We start from the raw sequence: 19,849 nt of genomic DNA on the forward strand, positions 1-19,849 counted from the left end.
TCTTACTCCGCCGCTTCAATCAAGGGAGCCGGAGAAAAGTCCTCCGGAAAATGCGTCATCGCGCTCATCACGGGATAGGGCGTGAAGCCGCCAAGCGCGCAGAGCGAACCGAACTTCATCGTGTTGCAGAGATCGGCGAGCAGAACCCGGTTCTTCTCGGGCTCGATCCCTTGTGCGATCTTGTCGGCCGTCTCGACGCCGCGCGTCGAGCCGATGCGGCAGGGCGTGCACTTGCCGCAGCTTTCGACCGCGCAGAACTCCATGGCGAAGCGTGCCTGCTTCAGCATGTCGGCAGTATCGTCGAACACGACGATACCGGCATGGCCGATCAGGCCGTCCTTCGCCGCGAAGGCCTCATAATCAAATGGCGTATCGAACAGCGCGCGCGGGAAATAGGCTCCGAGCGGCCCGCCCACCTGCACTGCCTTGACCGGCCGCCCCGTCGCCGTGCCGCCGCCGATCCTGTCGACGATGTCGCCGAGCGAAAGGCCGAAGGCCGTCTCGTAGAGACCGCCATGCTTGACGTTACCGGCGATCTGCAGCGGGATCGTGCCGCGCGACCGGCCCATGCCGAAATCGCGATAAAACGATGCGCCCTTGTCCATGATGACGGGGACGGAAGCGAGCGAAATCACGTTGTTGATGACGGTCGGACAGTTGAACAGGCCCTTGTGCGCCGGCAGTGGCGGCTTGGCGCGCACGATGCCGCGCTTGCCCTCGAGGCTGTTGAGCAGCGCCGTTTCCTCGCCGCAGACATAGGCGCCGGCGCCGGTGCGGATTTCCATGTCGAACGCCTTGCCGGAACCGAGCACCGAAGCGCCGAGAATGCCGGCCTTGCGGGCGATTTCGACCGCTTCGGTCATGGCGGCGATCGCATGCGGATATTCGGAGCGCGTATAGACGAAGCCCTTGGTCGCGCCGGTCGCAAGGCCCGCGATCGCCATGCCTTCGATCAGCACGAAGGGATCGCCTTCCATGATCATCCGGTCGGCGAACGTGCCGCTGTCGCCCTCGTCGGCGTTGCAGACGATATATTTGCGTGTCCCCGGCGCATCGAGCACCGTCTTCCACTTGATGCCGGTCGGAAAGCCTGCGCCGCCACGGCCGCGCAGGCCCGAATCCGTGACTTCCTTGACGATATCGCCAGCCGCCATGCCGATGGCGCGGCGCAGCCCCTTGAGGCCGCCATGCGCTTCGTAATCCTGCAATGAAAGCGGATCGGTGATGCCGCAGCGGGCAAAGGTCAGGCGGGTCTGTTCCTTGAGGAATGGGAGGCTTTCGACCTCCCCAAGACAGAGCGGATGCTCGCCACCTTCGGCGAGCCCGGCATCGAAGAGTGCCGCTACATCCTTGGCCTTCACCGGCCCGTAACCGATGCGCTTGCCGTCGATCTCGACTTCGACCAGCGGCTCGAGCCAGAACATGCCGCGCGAGCCGTTGCGCACGATACGCGCGTCCAGTTCGCGCCTGGCAATTTCGTGCGCGACGGCTTTCGCCACCTTCTCCGCACCGAGCGAAAGGGCGGCGGCATCGCGAGGGATATAGATGGTCACCGTCATTGGCGCGCCTCCTTCACCAAGTCGTCGGCGCTTTCGTCGTTGAGCCTGCCGTGCAGTTCGCCGTCCAGCATGGCTGCCGGAGCGCAGGCACAAAGCCCGAGGCAGTAAACCGGCTCCAGCGTCACGCTGCCATCGAGCGTCGTCTGATGGAAATCGATGCCGAGCAGCCGCTTGATGCGCTCCGCCAACGCGTCGCCGCCCATCGACTGACAGGCTTCGGCGCGACAGAGCTTCAAAACATGGCGGCCGGCGGGGTGATCGCGATAGTCGTGATAGAAGGTCATGACGCCGTGCACTTCGGCGCGAGAAAGATTGAGGGCCTTGGCGATCAGCGGCAGCGCATCCTGCGGCACATAGCCGAATTCCTCCTGAATCCCGTGAAGGATCGGCAAAAGCGGCCCCTCCATCGACTTCATGCTGTCGATGATGGTGCCGGCACGGCCAGCGATATCGCCCGCGCTCTGATTCAAATTCATCCATAGCCTCCCGCGCATAATTCCGAACATCGAAGGCAAATCTTCGGAAAAGGCTTATGCGGCATTTCCTCCACGGCGCGCGATCGACACGCCTTGATTAAAGGTCGCAGGGAGACGGCCGGGGATCAATAAGGCAGTCTCGTTGCTCGATAGAAAATTTCTATCAACTTTTGGCGCCTTCCGCCAGCAACCTTGCCTCATGCAACAGGGCGGAGACAAGCGGCGTGAAAGGTTCGCGATGCGTAGCGACCAGGCCAACGAGATGTTCCGCATTGGGCTGGGTGATCGGGATCTTGTGAATATCGGCCGGAAAACCGAAGGAATCGGCAATATTCTTCGGCATGATGCTGGCCCAGCGACCGGTCTGCACATGCGAGAACAGTACGATCATCGAATTGGATTCGAGCGTCGGCTTGGCCGTGACACCTGCTTCGGCAAGATGCCGGTTGATGATACGGCGGTTCTGCATGTCGGCGGTCAATAGACAAAGCCGAAGATCGCCGACTTCCTTCCAGGTCACGGTTTCACGCTCGGCGAACGGACTGCCGGCTGCGGTGATCAGGTGATAGCGCTCGGCATAGAGCGGCACGCTGGTAACGCGGCCGAGCGGCTCGTTTTCTAGGTAGGTGATGCCGGCATCGATCTCCAGATTTTCGAGCAGGCTCAGAACCTGCAGCGAATTGCGCGACAGAATCGAGAAGGTGACATCCGGGTGCCTTTCCTGGAAAGGCGTGGTGATTTTCTGCACCATGGCAAGCGCCGTCGGAATGGCCGCGATCCGGATATGGCCGGCAAGACCCTTGCGTGCCGCGCGCATCTCCTCGCGCATCGTGCGGCTGTCTCCGACGATACGGCGCGCCCATTCCAGCACGCGCTGCCCCTCGGGCGTCAGGCCCTGAAAGCGCGAACCACGGCTGACGAGCATCACGCCGAGCTGATCCTCCAGCTGCCGGATAGCCGCAGACAAGGTCGGCTGCGTCACGCCGCATTCCTCGGCGGCGCGGCCGAAATGCTTCTGATTCGCCAGCGCGATGAAGAACTCCAGCTTTTCGATCATCCCACTCTCCCGCAACGAAGAGTTAGACCGCCAGCCCCGCAAGCGCAACACGCAAGGCCGGTTCAAACCTCAACGCTCGCCCTGGCAGAAGGCCTTTTGCAGCGAATCGACGACGGCGCAGAGCTCCGAGCGAGCGACGGCATAGTGGATGAGCCGGCCTTCGCGGCGCGTGTCGACCAGCTTGTCCAGGCGAAGACGGGCCAGATGCTGCGAAACGACGGCTTGCGGCAGGTTGAGAAGCGCCTCGAGCTCCATCACCGTCTTCTCGCGCCTGGCCAGCGTGAACAGGATCGCCAAGCGGGTCTCATGGGAGAGTGCCTTCAGCAGCGCGCTCGCCTTTCGCGCCCTTCCCGTCATTTCCTCGATATCGGGTTCTTCAGCACCGCCCTGCGGTGGAGACGACGACATATCACAGCCTCTAGTGAGAACTCACCTGGAGGTAGACTTATAATATTATCAAAGCGCAAGCCGATTGAAAAAAGACATAGGAAACCAAAAAAGGTCCGCTTTATCAGCAGATAAGCTGACCGCCGTTGATCTCGACCACCTGGCCGGTAATGTAGCCGGAGAGCGTCGGCGCCGCGAGGAAGAGATAGGCGGGAGCGCAATCTTCCGGCGTGCCGAGCCGTTGAAGCGGAATCGATTTGCGCGTCTGCTCCAGCTTCTCCCTGGACGAATAACGCTCATGGAAATCGGTCGATATCGTCCCCGGCGAGACGCAGTTCACCCGGATGCCGTCCGGCGCCAGTTCCCGCGCCAACGCCTTCGAGTAGGTCGAGACGAAAGCTTTCGAGGCGGAATAGATCGCCGAGCCGGGGCTGCCGCCGGTGAGCGCGGAAATCGAAACCGTGTTGACGACCGCGGCCTGCCCCGCCGCCCGCAGCAGCGGCAACAGTCCTCTCGTCACTTCCATGACGGACGTCTGGTTGAGATGGACGATGCTTTCATATTGCTCGTCCGTCAGCTCGCCCGCGGGAAATCGCCCGACCATCGTGCCGGCATTGTTGACCAGCACGTCGATACGGTCGAAGCGTTCGCCCGCGGCGCTGACGAAATCCCGCGTGCCGTTGCCGGCCGCGAAATCGCCGGCGATCAGAAAGGCGCGGCGGGCGGCTTCCGCTTCCATCAGGAAATCGGGCAGTTCGCGGTCGGCATCGCGCCCGACATGGACGAGGACATGGGCGCCGCAATCGAGAAACTGCCGCGCGACCTCCAGACCTATGCCGCGACCGGCGCCGGTGATGGCGACATTGCGATTTTCGAATAGCTTCGGATGAAACACCAGGACCTCCTCAACCGCACAATTCGCGCGCCGGTAATTGCGGAATTTTCACTTTATCATATGATACCGAAAAAACGAAAGAAAGGGAGCGAAAGCCATGTTCCTGTCCGGACGCCAGACCGAAATCCTCGAAATCGCCAAGGCGGAGGGACGTGTGCTGGTGGAGGAGCTGGCGTCGCGTTTTTCGGTCACACCGCAAACCATCCGCAAGGATCTCAATGACCTCTGCGACGGTCGCGTTCTGTCGCGCGTCCATGGCGGCGCGATCTTTCCAGGCGGAACCGAGAATGTGAAATACGAGGCCAGGCGGTCGATCGCCGCCTCCGAAAAGCAGGCGATCGGCCGGGCCGCCGCCAGCATGATCCCCAACAACAGCTCGCTTTTCATCAATATCGGCACGACGACGGAAGCGGTCGGCGAGGCGCTTCTCGGCCATCACGAGCTGATGGTCATCACCAACAATATCAACGTTGCCAACAAGTTGCGCATTTTCCCATCCATCGAAGTGGTCATCTCCGGCGGTGTCGTGCGCGGCTCGGATGGCGGTATCGTCGGTGAGGCGGCCGTCGATTTCATCAAGCAGTTCAAGGTCGACTACGCCGTCATCGGCGCCTCCGCCATCGATGCCGATGGTGCACTTCTGGATTTCGATTTTCGCGAAGTGAAAGTGGCGCAGGCCATCATCGCCAACGCCCGGCACGTCATTCTCGTCGCCGACAGCACCAAGTTCGAACGAACAGCCCCGGTTCGTATCGGCCATCTGTCGCAAGTCCATACCTTCGTCACCGACGAATGCATGATCGAATCCGTCCGCTCCATCGCCGCGGAACATGACGTCCGTCTCGTCGAAACCTCTCGCCGCCAGACCTGAGCGGCACGCGCTCCGTCAAGAAACGTTCGTTTGACATTCGTATATGTTTCATTTTAGATGATTTAGTTTCGATTTTCCATCTTCTTGGAATGACGAACCTTTGCGAGGGGCGGGTGAGCGACCAGATCTATGACATCTTCGTTATCGGCGGCGGCATCAACGGTTGCGGCATTGCCCGCGATGCCACCGGGCGCGGTTACAAGGTCGCGCTCGCCGAGATGAACGACTTCGCCTCCGGCACCTCCTCCGGTGCCACCAAGCTCATCCATGGCGGCCTGCGCTATCTCGAACATTACGAATTCCGCCTGGTGCGCGAATCGCTGATGGAGCGCGAAGTGCTCTGGGCGATGGCTCCGCACATCATCTGGCCGATGCGCTTCGTCCTGCCCTATCACAAGGGCGGCATCCGCCCAGCCTGGCTGATCCGCCTCGGCCTTTTCCTTTACGATCATCTCGGCGGCCGGAAGCTGCTGCCGCCGACGGCGACGCTCGACATGAAGAAAGACCCCGCGGGCAAGCCGCTGAAGGCGCTCTTCACCAAGGCTTTCGAATATTCCGACGGCTGGGTGGACGATGCCCGCATGGTCGTGCTGAATGCGCGCGACGCCGCCGACCGCGGCGCGACGATCATGCCGCGGACAAAAGTGATCTCCGCTCGCCGCGAGGGCGGCCTGTGGGTCATCGAAACCGAAAATACGCTGAGCGGCGAGAAGCGGCAATTCCTCGCGCGCATGCTGGTCAACGCCGCCGGTCCCTGGGTCGACCATGTGCTGTCCGATGCCCTCGGCAAGCATCAGGTCCACAATGTCCGTCTCGTTCAGGGCAGCCACATCGTCGTCCGCAAGAAATTCGACGACCCGCGCGCCTATTTCTTCCAGAACCCGGACAACCGCATCATCTTTGCCATTCCCTACGAGCAGGATTTCACGCTGATCGGCACCACGGATCGCGACTACAAGGACGATCCGAAGGACGTGAAGATCACCGAGGATGAAACCCTCTATCTGTGCAACGCCGCAAGCGAGTACTTCAAGGAGCCGGTGCGGCCCGAGGATATCGTCTGGACCTACTCCGCCGTCCGCCCGCTCTACGACGACGGGGCTTCCAAGGCTCAGGAAGCAACGCGCGACTACGTGCTGAAGGTCGAAGGGGAAGAGGGCCAGGCGCCGCTGCTCAATGTCTTCGGCGGCAAGCTCACCACCTATCGCCGCCTGGGCGAACATGCGCTGGAAAAGATCGGCGAAGCCATCGGCGTGAAGGGTGCGCCGTGGACGGCCAAGAGCTCGCTGCCCGGCGGCGACTTTCCGGTGCGCGGCTATGACGCCGAGGTTTCCAAGCTGAAATCGCGCTATCCTTTCCTGTCCGATCAGCACGCCCGCCGCCTTATCCGCAGGTATGGAACGCGAGCCGCCAAGATTCTCGCCGATGCGAAGACGATCGCCGATCTCGGCCGCTGTTTCGGCAGCGATCTCTACGAGGCGGAAGTGCGCTATCTGATGGAGCAGGAATGGGCCTACGATGCCGCCGACATCCTGTGGCGCCGCTCCAAGAAGGGCCTCTACCTCTCGAAGGAAGAGGCCGCAGCCCTTCAAGATTACATGGCCGACAGCCGCGTCGATGCCTGAGCCTTCGGCTCATGCTCATTCTTCGGGATCGAGCAATCGCGGCCCCGCGCCTTCCTCGGAAAGCCGGTCCCAGGGATTTCTCAAGGGACAATTGCCAAGCGACAGGCAACCGCAGCCGATGCAGCTGTCCAGCTGATCGCGAAGGCCCTGCAGGCGCTCGATCCTGGCGTCGAGATCGCTCTTCCACAATTCCGAAAGCCCCTTCCAGTCGGCCGCCGTCGGCGTGCGCCCTTGCGGCAAGGCTTCCAATGCCGCCTGAACCTCGGCGAGCGGAATGCCGACCCTCTGCGCGACCTTGATAACGGCAACCCGCCGCAGCACTTCGCGGGGATAACGCCGCTGATTGCCGCGGCTGCGGTGGCTCTCGATCAGGCCCTTCGTCTCATAGAAATGCAGCGCCGATACGGCTACCCCGCTGCGAGCCGCCACCTCGCCGACCGTCAGCAGCCGGGAAATTTGAGCAGGACCGATTTTTCCCATATTCGCTATTGACCTCAACCTTGCTTTAGGTTTTATAACCTCAGCTCCGAAGCGCGTAAAGGCAGGAGCACGACATGACTGATTCAACCCGGCTGGCAATCATCTATGGCAGCACGCGCCCGGGCCGCCTCTGCGACAAGGTGGTCAGCTGGGTCGCCCGGGAACTGGCGCATTATCCCCTCATCGACATCGATCTGATCGACCCCCTCGAATTCGACCTGCCGTTTCAGCATGATCGAGAGCACGCCGGCGTCGCCGCCCTTTCAGAGCGGCTTTCGGACGCCGACGCCTTCATCGTCGTCACGCCGGAATACAATCACAGCTTCACGGCCTCGCTGAAATTCCTGCTCGATCTGGTCTACGAGCCGTGGCACGGCAAGCCGGTCGCCTTCGTCTCCTACGGCGGCATCTCCGGCGGCCTGCGCGCCGTCGAACAATTGCGCCTGGTCTTTGCGGAGCTGCATGCCGTGACCGTGCGCGACACGGTGAGCTTCGCCAATCCCTGGGGCCGGTTTGCCGAGGACGGCTCGCTCGACAATCCGATCGATGCCCGCCAATCGCTGGTCCGCATGATCGCGCGGCTGCAATGGTGGAGCAATGCGTTGAAGCCGGCGCGCGCCATGCGCCCCTATCGCTCCGTCGCCGCCTGATTCGCCTCCGACAACAATCGAATCCGGTCTTTCGTTTCTGGCAGGTGCGAAAGACCGGCTTGACGCCCGGACCCGGCATCACGGGTCCGGGCGTTTGCTTCACCCCCATTAAATCCGCCCTGCCGGATCGCCGCGCTTGCCGAAGCCGCTTCGATGACCTAACCCGATAGGGAAGCAGTTTCGACGGTGCGGAAATGGAGATCGAGAAACGTCTGGGAGGAGCGGATTTCATGCGCGCCGCCGCATGCCTGATGGTGCTTGTTCACCATCTCGTGCTCCGGATGAATTTCAACAAGATCCCTCCAGCTCTTGAGCCAACCTTCATACTGGCGCGCTTCGGCAATCACGGCGTCTCGGTTTTCTTCGTGCTCAGCGGCTTTCTTCTTGCGCGCCCGTTCTGGCTGGCGCTGGATAGAGACCAGCCATTGCCGCCGCTGAAGATCTACGCCATGCGCCGCGCCGCGCGTATCCTGCCGGGCTTCTGGTTTGCCCTGACGGCCGGCTTCCTGATCAGCTTCACGATCTATGGATTTCCGCTCGATGGCGAGCTGGTCGGCCGCTACATCGCAGGCTTCTTCCTGACGAGCCAATGGCATTGGCGGACCTTTTTCCCGGTGCAGGGCGACGGCCCGCTGTGGTCGATCCCTTTCGAGACGACCTGCTATGTTCTTTTGCCGATCGGCTTTTTGCTGCTGTTTCATCCGACATTGAGGTCGCGCTCCGCCCTCGTCAGCCGCCTGCTCTGGATCGGCATCATCGCGGTCGCGCTTGTCGGCCATTGGCTCGTCGTCACCTACCTGCCCACGGACAGCGTCGGGCGGGGATGGCAATATGGCTTTCAGGGCGGCGCCAAGGAATGGATGCCGCGCTACAACCCCATCGGCTTCTTCGCGATCTTCGCAATCGGCGCGCTGGCGGCCGGAATCCAGACCGTCATCCCCGCTCGCCGGTCGGCAATCCATGACATCATCGGCGCGCTCGCGATCGTCATGGGCGCGTGGCAGCTGCCGCAATCCATCGGTGGCCCGGGAGAAGGCTATGCCTGGCTCGGCATTCCCTATCAATTCCCGCTGCTGCCCCTCGCAGTCGCCATCGCGCTATGCACGCTACCGCAGTCGCTGCTGCTGGCAAAGCTGCTGGACAATCGCGTCAGCCGCTACGTCGCCACCGTCTCCTTCGGCGTCTATATCTGGCAGGATATCGTGCTGACACTGATGCAGCAGCTCTTTCCGTGGACCTTCGGTACCGGCTCGGATGACGTGTTGGGCGGCTGGTTCGCGTCAAGCCTCGTCGCGACCGCCATCATCTTCGCCATCGGCACGCTGAGCCATGTCCTGCTGGAACGGCCTGTCATTCAGTGGGCGCGGACGCGGGAGAGCATGGCCACACGGCCTCTCACTGTGTGACATAGCCCCATCGCATGCGTGGTACGTCGGCGCTGCGTATCCCCTTCTCCCCGCTGGGGAGAAGGTACTTGCGGCACCTAAATACGCGTCGCCCTCAGGCGCTCTTCATCGAGAACGATGCCGAGGCCCGGCGCGACGCCGAGATCCAGCCAGCCGGCATCGTGCTTGAGCGGCGACGCCATCGGATAATCGCGGCGCGCCTCGCTCCACTCCGGATTATCGTAAGGATATTCGAGCCAGGCGGCATCGCCGACCCCGGCGGTCAGATGCGCGTTGGCCAGCACGCCGATGCCGTTCGTCCAGGAATGCGGCGTGAACTGCACGCCGGCTTCGCGAGCCTGATAGACCAGACGCCGGCAGCCGGTGATGCCACCGACCAGCGCGACGTCGGGCTGGACGACATCGAAGGCGCGTTCCTCAATGATATCGCGGAACTCGTAGAGTTCGCGCGTCATCTCGCCGCCGGCGATCCGCACCGACGTTGCCTGCTTCAGCTCCTTCATACCTTTGCGGTCGGAGCGGTATAGCGGTTCTTCCATCCAGTAGACGCCGAGCCGTTCCAGCTCCTTGGCAACGGCCAGCGCATCCTTGAAGGTCCAGGGCAAGGTCGTGTCCCAGGGCATGCGCCAACCCTGATTGCAGTCGACCATCAACTCCAGCCGGTCGCCGACGCGGGCGCGGATCGCTTCCAGCGCCTTGACATCCTCGCGCCAGCCACCGCGACCGCCCGAAGACGAGGAAAAGCGCACCTTCATGGCCGGAAAACCTTCGTCGATATAGCGCTCGGCCTGATCGGCCATGGCGGACGGCTCGCGCAGCACGCCGGAGGAGGCATAAAGCCGCACGCGGCTGGCGCGACCGCCGAGCATCCGCCAGACCGGCTCGCCGGTGATCTTGCCGGAAAGATCCCACAGCGCCAGGTCCATCGGCCAGCAGCGGCCATAGTGAAAATTGATATGCGACAGGACCTCATAGTGCCGTTCGACATGCCGCGGGTCCTGCCCGATGAACAGATCCTCGTGCCCCTCGAAACCCTTCATCAGGTCGCCGGAGCCTATGCCTTCGCGGCCCTCGTCATCCCGGACGCGCACGATGGTCGCATCGAAATGCCGGCGCGGACGGCCATCCCAGCTCGCCTTGAACGCCGGGTCGAGCGGCAGGCGGTGATGGGTGATTTCGATGGAAACGATCTTGCTCATTGTGGCTCCCCTTTCTCTTCCGGGCATGATCCCTTGAAAGAGATCATGCCGATTTCGATCCCTCAGCCGAACTGCTGCCAGATCGTCTTGTAGTCGCAATATTTATCGATCGCATGCACCGAGCGGTCGCGGCCGAAGCCGGACTGCTTGAAGCCGCCGAACGGCGTCGCGAAGTTCGACATATCATAGGTGTTGATCCACACCGTACCGGCATGGATCGACTCCGAAAAGCGGTGAGCGCGATCCATGTCCTTGGTAAAGACCGCCCCGGCCAACCCGTAGATCGTGTCGTTGGCGATCTTGAGCGCCTCCTCCTCGGTATCGAAGGGGATGGCTGCCAGCACGGGACCGAAGATTTCCTGCCGCGCCAGGCTCATGTCATTGGTCATGTCGACGAAGACGCCCGGCGAGACATAATAGCCGCCGGTCTCGCTCAAGACGCGCTCGGCGCCGAAGGCACGGCGCGCACCTTCCTTCTCGCCGGCGGCGATCATCGCCAGCACCTTGTTCATGTGCTCTTCCTCGATCAGCGCGCCGATCTGCGCCGAGGGGTCGAGCGGGTGCTTGAGGGCGATGTCGGAGCGGGTCACGGCCTCGATCTTCTCGATCAGTCTGTCCTGGACAGAGCGCTGCACGATCAGACGGGTCGAAGCGTGGCAGGTCTCGCCGGAATTGTAGAAGCAGCCCCAGGCAGCCGCGACGGCGGCGGCATCGAGATCGGCATCCTCGAAGACGACCAGCGGCGACTTGCCGCCGAGCTCCAGCGCCACGCGCTTGACGTTCGACTGCGCCGCATACCCCATGATCAACTTGCCGACTTCGGTCGAGCCGGTGAACGCGATCATGTCGACATCCATGTGCAGCGCCAGCGGCTTGCCGGTTTCCTCGCCATAACCCGTGACGACGTTGAGGACGCCCGCCGGCAGACCGGCCTCGGCGGCGAGTTCGGCAAGGCGGATCGCCGACAGCGAGGATTGCTCGGCCGGCTTCAGCACCACGGAATTGCCGGCGGCGATTGCCGGGCCGAGCTTCCACGCGTCGATAATCATCGGATAGTTCCACGGCGTGATTGCACCGACGACGCCGAGCGGCACTTTACGGACCAATGCGCGGGCATTCGGGCCGGTCGGCGCAATCTCGTCATACATCTTGTCGATCATCTCGCCGTAGAACTGAATGCCGTCGGCGCAGAGGCGCACATCGACACCGAGCGACGCCATGACCGGCTTGCCGACGTCGATCGTCTCCAGCATGGCCAGTTCCTCGCCATGGGCGCGAATGAGCTCGGCCCATTTCAGCATGATCCTCTTCTTTTCCAGCGGCTCCTTCTTGCGCCACACGCCGCTTTCGAAGGCGGCGCGGGCCGAGGCGACGGCAGCATCGATATCGGCGGCATTGCCACGCGCCAGCTGCGCACCCGGCTTGCCGTCCATCGGGCGGATGCGGGTGAAGGTCTCGCCGGAGGAAGCGGCGCGATGGGCACCGTTTATGAAGTGGCGCCCCTCAGGCTTGAGGTTGGAGAGAACGCCTTCCCAATAGTCGCGCGTGTATTCCTTGGTCATCTCAGATTCCTTTCGGCAGCGCCATGACGGCGGCGGCAAAGCGGTCGATATCGGCATCCGTCACGTCGCGGATCGTCGAGCGCCGCATGGGCTGGTTTTCTGTGGCACGCATCTCGCGGGCGAGATCGGCCGCATCGAACGGCTTGAAGGCCGCCGGTAGTGACCGCACGATGCCGCAGCGATCCATCCACTCCGACACGAATGCTGGCAATTCAGCGGCGCTACCGACACCGCAGGCCTTGGCCGCTGCATTCAGCTCGGCGGTATCCGCTTCGACGAGCCATGGGAGCGTCGCCTCAAAACCGAGAGCCGTCGCAAGCCCATGGTGGACGGGACCAAGGCCTGCCATCGCATGGCTGACATTATGCGCGATCGCCGTGCCGCAATTGTCGATGGCGATGCCGCCGAAGCAGGAGCCGAGCAGCACGTCGCCGCGAGCGGCCATATCGTCGGGCTGCCTGACGGCGGTTTCGAGGGCGCCGGTCAGCAGCCGTAGCGCCTGATGCGCGTAAAATTGCGCGCCGCGATGGGTATTGCGGTTCGTTGCCGCCTCGAAGGCGTGGATGAAGGCATCGAGGCCGCACCATGCCGTCAGATTGGCGGGCAGGGTCTTCGTCAACGCCGGATCGAGGATGACGAGATCGGCCTTGGTTTCCGGACCCCAGATCCAGAGCTTCTTGCCTTCGGGGCCGGCAAAGATATTCGTAGCCGACGTCTCCGATCCCGTGCCCGCCGTCGTGGGCACCATGATCTTCTTCAGCGGATTCTTCGGCAGCGGGTTTGCGGCCAGCGCATAGTGCATCGGGTCTTCGCCGGAGGCGATACAGCAGGCGGCGATCTTGCCGATATCGAGCGCCGAGCCGCCGCCGATGCCGATCACCATATCCGCGCCCTGCCCTGCCGCGATCGCGGCATGAAGATGCGCAAGCTTAGGCTCGCCGGCAAAATCGGAGAAGACCTGCGTCCTCACGCCCGCTTTGGCAAGCTCGGCACTGACCTTGGCAGCCAGGCCCGATTGCGCCAGGAAGGCGTCGATCACGAGCAGAACGGCGCCGACGCCATCGAAGGATTTGACCGCAGCGGGAAGGCCGGAGAGCGCACCCTCGCCGAAACGGATGTCAGGAATGGCGGAAATGGAAAAGGACACGAGGGATCCCCTTGAAAAAGCGGCTGAATTGGTACCTGCGATCCTGCATCACAATTTCAGATCTTCAAATCCGGGCAATTATCGGGAATATTAATGATCTGAAGTCATGGAGAGCTGATGCTGGAAAAAATACCGCTGGAGGCCTTCCGCGTTTTCGACGCGGCCGCGCGCGCCATGAACTTTTCCCGGGCCGGCCGCGAGCTGAACATCACCCAGGCCGCCGTCAGCCGCCGCATCAAAGGGCTTGAGGATCACCTCGGCGCGACGCTCTTTACCCGGCGCGGCCGAAATCTCGCGCTGACGCCGGATGGCGAGCGGCTGTTCCAGCGCGTGCGCGCTACGCTCGAATATCTGGAGGAAAGCCTGGAGCCGTTTCGCGCCGGTACGGGCGAAATCATCTCGATTGCGGCAAGCGGCTCGATCTCGCATCTCTGGCTCGGCCAGCGGCTCCGGGATTTCGGAAAGGAGAACCCCGGCATCTCCGTGCGCCTGCTGACAACGGACGTGCATTCCGAACTCGCCTCGGAGAACAACGATCTCATCATCATCTATTCCACCGGCGAGCATCCACGCTGGAGCCTGACACCGCTAATGAAAGAGGTATTGGTGCCCATCGCATCGCCGGATTACCTGGCGATCCGGGGCCTCGACCCGCAGGCATTGACGGCGGTCGATATCGCCGGTCTCGACCTCATCGACTACGAGCGCGCCAACGCCCACTGGATCAGCTTCCGCCAATGGTTCGGCCGCATCGGCGATCCCCTGAAAGGCAAGCCGCCGAGGCCACGCCTTTCCTTTTCGACCTACATCATGGCGGTGGAAGCGGCCTTGAGGGGCGAAGGCATCGCACTCGGCAGCCTCGGCCTCATCGAGGAGTACCTGCAATCCGGCGCGCTCGTCACGGTCGGCACCGACCGCGTGGAAAGCGGCTTCGGATATTATCTCGGCGCGCCGCGCTTCCATTCGCTGTCTCCGGAAGCAGCTCAGTTGCACCGGTTTCTGCTGGAGGGGCAACAGAGTTGATGAAGCTTCGGGAGGAATCCGCTTATCACGTCAAAGGGGCATCGCGTATGAGTTCGTTATCCCTTCTCCCCAGCGGGGAGAAGGTGCCGACAGGCGGATGAGGGGGGGCCTGCCAAGAGTGGGAAAATTCATGAATTCAAATCGGTCGTCCCCCTCATCCGACCCTTCGAGTCACCTTCTCCCCGCTGGAGAGAAGGAACATGCACCGCCGACTTGCCTTGTATGCAACCGCCTCTGCTCGATCATGACGTATCGAACACTGACGGCCTCAGCCAAGATATGACACCACAAACAAAAAAGCGGCCCATAGGACCGCTTTCATCTCGTTCATCAATACGCGGATCGCATCAATCCTGCGGGATCGAGCCGCGCAGATGCGAGAGCTCCATGATGAAATGCTCGAGGCGCGACTTGTGCTCGTGATGCTCGGCGTCTTCAAGCTCGGTCTTGGCGGCATTGATGCGGCGATCCAGCTCGTCGCGGCTCATGTCTTCCACCGGCACGGCGGATTCGGCGAGCAGCGTGCACCCGGTCGGCAGGATATCGGCAAAGCCGCCGAAAACGACGTAATCCTGCTTCTTGCCCGAAGCCGAATGCACCTTGACGACGCCCGGCTTGATGGTGGTCATGGTCGGCGCGTGATGCGCCATGACGGTCATCTCGCCTTCGGTGGCAGGAATGACGACATCGATGACCTGTTCCGACAGCAGCAGGCGCTCCGGAGAAACCAGTTCGAAATTGAAATTGTCAGCCATGGCCCGTCACTTCTCGATTGTCTTATTCGCAAGGCAAGGGCGCGCGGGCAATGCCGCGCGCCGATGGATTGGCCTGATCAGGCAGCCAGCTTCTTGGCCTTTTCGATCGCTTCTTCGATCGAGCCGACCATGTAGAAGGCAGCTTCCGGCAGGTGGTCGTATTCGCCGTTGACGAGGCCCTTGAAGCCCTTGATCGTGTCTTCGAGAGCAACGAGCTTGCCCGGCGAGCCGGTGAAGACTTCGGCGACGAAGAACGGCTGCGACAGGAAGCGCTCGATCTTGCGGGCGCGGGCAACAGCCAGCTTGTCGTCTTCGGAGAGCTCGTCCATGCCCAGGATGGCGATGATGTCCTGCAGGGCCTTGTAGCGCTGCAGCGTCGACTGAACCTTACGAGCGATTTCGTAGTGCTCTTCGCCGACGACCAGCGGGTCGAGCATGCGCGAGGTGGAGTCGAGCGGGTCGACGGCCGGGTAGATGCCCTTTTCAGCGATCGAGCGCGACAGAACCGTCGTTGCGTCCAGATGGGCGAACGAGGTTGCCGGTGCCGGGTCGGTCAAGTCGTCGGCCGGAACGTAAATGGCCTGAACCGAGGTGATCGAGCCCGTCGTCGTCGTGGTGATGCGTTCCTGCATCTGGCCCATGTCGGTGGCGAGCGTCGGCTGATAGCCCACGGCCGAAGGAATACGGCCGAGCAGGGCCGACACTTCCGAACCTGCCTGCGTGAAGCGGAAGATGTTGTCGACGAAGAACAGAACGTCCTGGCCTTCATCGCGGAAGTTTTCGGCAACCGTCAGACCGGTGAGAGCGACGCGAGCGCGGGCGCCCGGCGGTTCGTTCATCTGACCGTAGACGAGCGCGGCCTTGGAGCCTTCGCCGCCGCCATGCTTGTTGACGCCCGATTCGATCATTTCGTGGTAGAGGTCGTTGCCTTCGCGGGTACGCTCACCCACGCCTGCGAAGACCGAGTAACCACCGTGCGCCTTGGCGACGTTGTTGATCAGTTCCATGATAAGAACGGTCTTGCCGACGCCGGCGCCGCCGAACAGGCCGATCTTGCCGCCCTTCGCGTAAGGAGCGAGGAGGTCGACGACCTTGATGCCGGTGACGAGAATCTGCGCTTCCGTGGACTGCTCGACGTAGGACGGAGCATCCTGGTGGATGGCGCGCTTCTTGGCAGTGTTGAGCGGACCCGCTTCGTCGACCGGCTCGCCGATGACATTCATGATGCGGCCCAGCGTCTCATGTCCGACCGGAACCGAAATCGGTGCGCCGGTGTCGTTGACACGCTGCCCACGGACCAGACCTTCGGTCGAGTCCATGGCGATCGTGCGAACGGAGTTTTCGCCGAGGTGCTGTGCGACTTCGAGAACCAGACGATTGCCGTTGTTGTCGGTTTCAAGCGCGTTCAGGATCGCCGGGAGCTCGCCTTCGAAAGCAACGTCCACAACGGCGCCGATAACCTGCGTAACCTTACCGACAGAACCTGCAGGGGTAGCTGCGTCAGCCATATTCTTACCCTCTTTCCCTAACCTCAGAGCGCTTCCGCGCCCGAAATGATTTCAATCAATTCCTTGGTGATCTGTGCCTGGCGCTGACGGTTGTAGTTCAGCGTCAGCTTGTTGATCATCTCACCAGCGTTGCGCGTCGCATTGTCCATCGCGCTCATCTTGGCGCCCATCTCGCCGGCGACGTTTTCGAGCAACGCGCGGAAGATCTGGACGGAGATGTTGCGCGGGATTAGGTCCGCGAGGATCGATGCCGCATCCGGCTCGTATTCGTAGACGGCGCCCTTATGGGCCGCATCTTCTTCGACGACGGCCGGAGCCGAAGCCGGAATGAGCTGCTGCGCCGTCGGCACCTGGCTGATCACCGACTTGAATTCGGAATAGAACAGCGTGCAGACGTCGAACTCGCCGGCCTCGAACATCTCGATGATGCGCTTGCCGATGGCATCGGCATTGTCGAAGCCGATACGCTTGACGTCGCGCAGTTCCTTGCGCTCGACGATCAGCGATGCGTATTCGCGGCGAAGAATGTCATAGCCCTTCTTGCCGACGGTCAAGATCTTTACCGTCTTGCCTTCGGCCAGAAGCTTGCGGGCATGATCGCGGGCGAAGCGCGCAATCTGCGAGTTGAAGCCGCCGCAAAGGCCGCGCTCGGCCGTGCAGACGACAAGCAGATGCACATCGCTCTTGCCGGTCCCGGTCATCAGCAGCGGCGCGCCGTCGGCATCGCTGACGGCAGCCGAGATGTTGGCCAGAACAGCGGCCATGCGCTGCGAATAAGGCCGGGCGGCTTCGGCCGCCTCCTGCGCACGCCGAAGCTTCGCCGCGGCGACCATCTTCATCGCCTTGGTGATCTTCTGCGTCGCCTTGACGGAGGCGATCCGGTTTTTCAGATCCTTGAGTGAAGGCATCCCTGGTCCGTCCTAGAGCTTGGGCCCGATTACGTGAAAGACTTGGCGAAGCTGTCGAGAGCAGCGGTGAGCTTGCCCTTCGTCGCGTCGCTGATGGCCTTTTCGGTGCGGATGGTGTCGAGGATTTCCTTGCCTTCCGAACGGAGGTAGGACAGCAGACCCTGCTCGAACTTGCCGACCTGCGCGACAGGCAGCTTGTCGAGATAGCCGTTGACGCCGGCGAAGATCACCGCAACCTGCTCTTCCGTCTTCAGCGGCGAGAACTGCGGCTGCTTCAGAAGCTCGGTCAGGCGGGCACCGCGGTTCAGCAGGCGCTGGGTTGCGGCATCGAGGTCGGAACCGAACTGGGCGAAGGCGGCCATTTCACGATACTGGGCGAGTTCGCCCTTGATCGAGCCTGCAACCTGCTTCATCGCCTTGATCTGGGCGGACGAACCGACGCGCGAAACCGACAGACCGACGTTAACGGCCGGGCGGATACCCTGGTAGAACAGGTCGGTTTCAAGGAAGATCTGGCCATCGGTGATCGAGATCACGTTGGTCGGAATGAAGGCCGAAACGTCGTTACCCTGCGTTTCGATGACCGGGAGAGCGGTGAGCGAACCGGCGCCCTTCTCGTCGTTCATCTTTGCAGCGCGCTCGAGGAGGCGCGAGTGCAGGTAGAAAACGTCGCCCGGATAGGCTTCGCGGCCCGGCGGGCGGCGCAGCAGCAGCGACATCTGGCGGTAGGCGACGGCCTGCTTGGAAAGGTCGTCGTAGCCGATCAGCGCGTGCATGGCGTTGTCACGGAAGTATTCGCCCATGGCGCAACCGGCAAACGGAGCCAGGAACTGCATCGGAGCCGGATCGGAAGCGGTCGCGGCAACAACGATCGAGTACTTCAGGGCGCCACGCTCTTCGAGCACCTTGACGAACTGGGCGACGGTCGAGCGCTTCTGGCCGACGGCGACGTAGACGCAGTACAGCTTTTCGCTGTCCGGGCCGGCATCGTGAATGGCCTTCTGGTTCAGGATCGTATCGAGAATGATGGCGGTCTTGCCGGTCTGGCGGTCGCCGATGACAAGCTCGCGCTGGCCGCGGCCAACCGGGATCAGAGCGTCGATGGCCTTGAGGCCGGTCGACATCGGCTCGTGAACCGACTTGCGCGGGATGATGCCCGGAGCCTTGACGTCGACGCGCGAACGGCGGGTCGCGTTGATCGGGCCCTTGCCGTCGATCGGATTGCCGAGGGCGTCGACGACGCGGCCGAGCAGCTCCGGACCGACCGGAACGTCGACGATCGCGCCCGTACGCTTGACGGTGTCGCCTTCCTTGATGTCACGGTCGGAGCCGAAGATAACCACGCCGACGTTGTCGGCTTCGAGGTTCAGCGCCATGCCGCGGATGCCGCCGGGGAACTCGACCATTTCGCCGGCCTGAACGTTGTCCAGACCGTAGACGCGGGCGATGCCGTCACCGACGGAGAGAACCTGGCCGACTTCGGAGACTTCAGCTTCCTTGCCGAAGTTTTTGATCTGATCTTTCAGAATTGCGGAAATTTCCGCCGCGCGGATATCCATCAGCCGACCTCTTTCAATGCAAGCTTAAGGGTGGAGAGTTTGGTGCGAAGGGACGTATCGATCTGACGCGAACCGACCTTGACGATCAGGCCGCCGAGGATCGACGGATCGACGGTGACGGCAATCGCCACGTCCTTGCCGGTGACGCCCTTCAGCGCCGCCTTCAATTCATCTTCCTGCGCGGGGGTGAGCGCATGGGCCGAGGTTACCTCGGCGGAAATCTCGCCGCGATGCTGGGCGGCGATGATACGGAAAGCCTTGATCATTCCCGGCAGCGCAAAAAGGCGCCGGTTGCTGGCCACAAGCTTCAGAAAATTGGTGACGTAGGCGCCGAAGCCAGCCTTCTTCGCCAACGCTTCAATCGCGCCGACCTGCTCTTCGGCCGAGAAGACCGGGCTGAGGACAAAGCGCTTCAGATCTTCGCTTTCGTCGAGCATGGCTTGGAACCGATCGAGATCGGCGGTCACTGCCGGCACGGCACCCTCTTCGAGGGCCAATTCGAACAGCGACGAGGCATATCGTTCTGCAACGCCAGAAACATGCTGGGATGTGTCTGCCACGGGCACAAAATTCCCTGATTTCAACCCAAGAACCCGACTCCCGGATGACGGAAGCCGCATGCCCTTGAATTCGTTTTGATTTCCCCCAGAAATCAGCAGGAGCGCGCTCCTGCCTCATCCGAAATTCGGGGTTCGTCTAACATAGGATATTGAGACTCGCAACACGCGTATTCGCCGAATACGCCATTCGGGCGAATTTATGATGTCAAAATTCGAAAAGCA

General features: G+C 62.1%; 19 protein-coding genes. 5 read left to right on the forward strand and 14 right to left on the reverse strand.

Translation table 11 applies throughout. From position 1 onward, the window contains the following. Positions 1–2 precede the first annotated feature (2 nt). The 5 genes from ACJJVH_RS14015 to ACJJVH_RS14035 form a co-directional block, all read right to left on the reverse strand. Positions 3–1,559 (reverse strand): formate dehydrogenase beta subunit, encoded by a 1,557-nt coding sequence (locus ACJJVH_RS14015; RefSeq protein ID WP_412064180.1) that lies wholly within the window; start codon positions 1,557–1,559, stop codon positions 3–5. After that, a complete protein-coding gene (locus ACJJVH_RS14020; RefSeq protein WP_112804046.1) occupies positions 1,556–2,035 on the reverse strand; it encodes a formate dehydrogenase subunit gamma in 480 nt (159 codons plus the stop codon). Before ACJJVH_RS14020 ends, ACJJVH_RS14015 begins: the two co-directional genes overlap by 4 nt. Before the next feature lie 163 nt (positions 2,036–2,198). After that, a complete protein-coding gene (locus ACJJVH_RS14025; RefSeq protein ID WP_113393745.1) occupies positions 2,199–3,092 on the reverse strand; it encodes a LysR family transcriptional regulator in 894 nt (297 codons plus the stop codon). A gap of 69 nt (positions 3,093–3,161) precedes the next feature. Beyond that, complete coding sequence (locus ACJJVH_RS14030) at positions 3,162–3,500, reverse strand: metalloregulator ArsR/SmtB family transcription factor (RefSeq protein ID WP_112804048.1); 339 nt, start codon at positions 3,498–3,500, stop codon at positions 3,162–3,164. Between the two features lie 103 nt (positions 3,501–3,603). After that, entirely contained in the window at positions 3,604–4,374 is a 771-nt protein-coding gene (locus ACJJVH_RS14035; RefSeq protein ID WP_113434560.1) for an SDR family oxidoreductase, read from the reverse strand. A 97-nt stretch (positions 4,375–4,471) separates the two neighbouring features. On the opposite strand from ACJJVH_RS14035, the gene ACJJVH_RS14040 reads away from it, so the two are divergent. Beyond that, the gene (locus ACJJVH_RS14040; RefSeq protein ID WP_112804050.1) at positions 4,472–5,245 is read left to right on the forward strand and encodes a DeoR/GlpR family DNA-binding transcription regulator; all 774 of its coding nucleotides are present in this window, start codon (positions 4,472–4,474) and stop codon (positions 5,243–5,245) included. 113 nt (positions 5,246–5,358) lie between these two features. Continuing rightward, positions 5,359–6,870 (forward strand): glycerol-3-phosphate dehydrogenase, encoded by a 1,512-nt coding sequence (glpD, locus tag ACJJVH_RS14045; protein ID WP_113434561.1) that lies wholly within the window; start codon positions 5,359–5,361, stop codon positions 6,868–6,870. A gap of 15 nt (positions 6,871–6,885) precedes the next feature. Here the strand turns inward: glpD and soxR are convergent, their stop codons facing one another. Beyond that, positions 6,886–7,350, reverse strand: coding sequence for a redox-sensitive transcriptional activator SoxR (gene soxR, locus ACJJVH_RS14050; RefSeq protein WP_112804051.1), 465 nt, complete (start codon positions 7,348–7,350; stop codon positions 6,886–6,888). Positions 7,351–7,424: 74 nt separating this feature from the next. Here soxR and ACJJVH_RS14055 point away from each other — a divergent pair, with 74 nt between their 5' ends. Together ACJJVH_RS14055 and ACJJVH_RS14060 are read left to right on the forward strand one after the other, a co-directional pair. After that, entirely contained in the window at positions 7,425–8,000 is a 576-nt protein-coding gene (locus tag ACJJVH_RS14055) for an NADPH-dependent FMN reductase (protein ID WP_412064181.1), read from the forward strand. 194 nt (positions 8,001–8,194) lie between these two features. Further along, positions 8,195–9,406, forward strand: a complete 1,212-nt coding sequence (locus ACJJVH_RS14060; RefSeq protein ID WP_412064182.1) for an acyltransferase family protein — start codon at positions 8,195–8,197, stop codon at positions 9,404–9,406. A 77-nt stretch (positions 9,407–9,483) separates the two neighbouring features. On the opposite strand, the gene ACJJVH_RS14065 is transcribed toward ACJJVH_RS14060, so the two are convergent. The 3 genes from ACJJVH_RS14065 to ACJJVH_RS14075 all read right to left on the reverse strand — a co-directional run bounded on the left by ACJJVH_RS14065 (position 9,484) and on the right by ACJJVH_RS14075 (position 13,314). Further along, on the reverse strand, positions 9,484–10,605 hold the full coding sequence (locus ACJJVH_RS14065) for a mandelate racemase/muconate lactonizing enzyme family protein (RefSeq protein ID WP_113369865.1): 1,122 nt from the start codon (positions 10,603–10,605) through the stop codon (positions 9,484–9,486). A gap of 62 nt (positions 10,606–10,667) precedes the next feature. Continuing rightward, positions 10,668–12,167, reverse strand: coding sequence for an aldehyde dehydrogenase (locus ACJJVH_RS14070; RefSeq protein WP_412064183.1), 1,500 nt, complete (start codon positions 12,165–12,167; stop codon positions 10,668–10,670). Between the two features lies 1 nt (position 12,168). After that, complete coding sequence (locus tag ACJJVH_RS14075; RefSeq protein ID WP_412064184.1) at positions 12,169–13,314, reverse strand: iron-containing alcohol dehydrogenase; 1,146 nt, start codon at positions 13,312–13,314, stop codon at positions 12,169–12,171. A 117-nt stretch (positions 13,315–13,431) separates the two neighbouring features. Between ACJJVH_RS14075 and ACJJVH_RS14080 the strand changes: the two genes are divergently transcribed. Then, positions 13,432–14,337, forward strand: a complete 906-nt coding sequence (locus tag ACJJVH_RS14080) for a LysR substrate-binding domain-containing protein (protein ID WP_412064185.1) — start codon at positions 13,432–13,434, stop codon at positions 14,335–14,337. A gap of 347 nt (positions 14,338–14,684) precedes the next feature. On the opposite strand, the gene ACJJVH_RS14085 is transcribed toward ACJJVH_RS14080, so the two are convergent. The 5 genes from ACJJVH_RS14085 to ACJJVH_RS14105 form a co-directional block, all read right to left on the reverse strand. Then, positions 14,685–15,092, reverse strand: coding sequence for a F0F1 ATP synthase subunit epsilon (locus tag ACJJVH_RS14085; RefSeq protein WP_112795443.1), 408 nt, complete (start codon positions 15,090–15,092; stop codon positions 14,685–14,687). A gap of 77 nt (positions 15,093–15,169) precedes the next feature. After that, positions 15,170–16,600 (reverse strand): F0F1 ATP synthase subunit beta, encoded by a 1,431-nt coding sequence (atpD, locus tag ACJJVH_RS14090; protein WP_112795442.1) that lies wholly within the window; start codon positions 16,598–16,600, stop codon positions 15,170–15,172. Positions 16,601–16,623: 23 nt separating this feature from the next. Beyond that, a complete protein-coding gene (locus ACJJVH_RS14095) occupies positions 16,624–17,508 on the reverse strand; it encodes a F0F1 ATP synthase subunit gamma (RefSeq protein WP_112795441.1) in 885 nt (294 codons plus the stop codon). A gap of 29 nt (positions 17,509–17,537) precedes the next feature. Then, on the reverse strand, positions 17,538–19,067 hold the full coding sequence (atpA, locus tag ACJJVH_RS14100; RefSeq protein ID WP_112795440.1) for a F0F1 ATP synthase subunit alpha: 1,530 nt from the start codon (positions 19,065–19,067) through the stop codon (positions 17,538–17,540). After that, positions 19,067–19,633 (reverse strand): F0F1 ATP synthase subunit delta, encoded by a 567-nt coding sequence (locus tag ACJJVH_RS14105; RefSeq protein ID WP_075853695.1) that lies wholly within the window; start codon positions 19,631–19,633, stop codon positions 19,067–19,069. Before ACJJVH_RS14105 ends, atpA begins: the two co-directional genes overlap by 1 nt. Between the last annotated feature and the right edge of the window lie 216 nt (positions 19,634–19,849).

Origin of the sequence: Rhizobium sp. SYY.PMSO, from assembly GCF_046840415.1 — a bacterium.
Lineage (GTDB): Bacteria > Pseudomonadota > Alphaproteobacteria > Rhizobiales > Rhizobiaceae > Rhizobium.

What these genes read in the sequence shown, in the direction of transcription:
- ACJJVH_RS14095 (WP_112795441.1), bottom strand. Translation starts at nt 17,508, where the DNA reads ATGCCTTCACTCAAGGATCTGAAAAACCGGATCGCCTCCGTCAAGGCG.
- ACJJVH_RS14055 (WP_412064181.1), top strand. Translation starts at nt 7,425, where the DNA reads ATGACTGATTCAACCCGGCTGGCAATCATCTATGGCAGCACGCGCCCG.
- ACJJVH_RS14065 (WP_113369865.1), bottom strand. Translation starts at nt 10,605, where the DNA reads ATGAGCAAGATCGTTTCCATCGAAATCACCCATCACCGCCTGCCGCTC.
- atpD (WP_112795442.1), bottom strand. Translation starts at nt 16,600, where the DNA reads ATGGCTGACGCAGCTACCCCTGCAGGTTCTGTCGGTAAGGTTACGCAG.
- ACJJVH_RS14040 (WP_112804050.1), top strand. Translation starts at nt 4,472, where the DNA reads ATGTTCCTGTCCGGACGCCAGACCGAAATCCTCGAAATCGCCAAGGCG.
- soxR (WP_112804051.1), bottom strand. Translation starts at nt 7,350, where the DNA reads ATGGGAAAAATCGGTCCTGCTCAAATTTCCCGGCTGCTGACGGTCGGC.
- ACJJVH_RS14020 (WP_112804046.1), bottom strand. Translation starts at nt 2,035, where the DNA reads ATGAATTTGAATCAGAGCGCGGGCGATATCGCTGGCCGTGCCGGCACC.
- ACJJVH_RS14080 (WP_412064185.1), top strand. Translation starts at nt 13,432, where the DNA reads ATGCTGGAAAAAATACCGCTGGAGGCCTTCCGCGTTTTCGACGCGGCC.
- ACJJVH_RS14025 (WP_113393745.1), bottom strand. Translation starts at nt 3,092, where the DNA reads ATGATCGAAAAGCTGGAGTTCTTCATCGCGCTGGCGAATCAGAAGCAT.
- ACJJVH_RS14015 (WP_412064180.1), bottom strand. Translation starts at nt 1,559, where the DNA reads ATGACGGTGACCATCTATATCCCTCGCGATGCCGCCGCCCTTTCGCTC.
- ACJJVH_RS14030 (WP_112804048.1), bottom strand. Translation starts at nt 3,500, where the DNA reads ATGTCGTCGTCTCCACCGCAGGGCGGTGCTGAAGAACCCGATATCGAG.
- atpA (WP_112795440.1), bottom strand. Translation starts at nt 19,067, where the DNA reads ATGGATATCCGCGCGGCGGAAATTTCCGCAATTCTGAAAGATCAGATC.
- ACJJVH_RS14085 (WP_112795443.1), bottom strand. Translation starts at nt 15,092, where the DNA reads ATGGCTGACAATTTCAATTTCGAACTGGTTTCTCCGGAGCGCCTGCTG.
- ACJJVH_RS14070 (WP_412064183.1), bottom strand. Translation starts at nt 12,167, where the DNA reads ATGACCAAGGAATACACGCGCGACTATTGGGAAGGCGTTCTCTCCAAC.
- ACJJVH_RS14060 (WP_412064182.1), top strand. Translation starts at nt 8,195, where the DNA reads ATGGAGATCGAGAAACGTCTGGGAGGAGCGGATTTCATGCGCGCCGCC.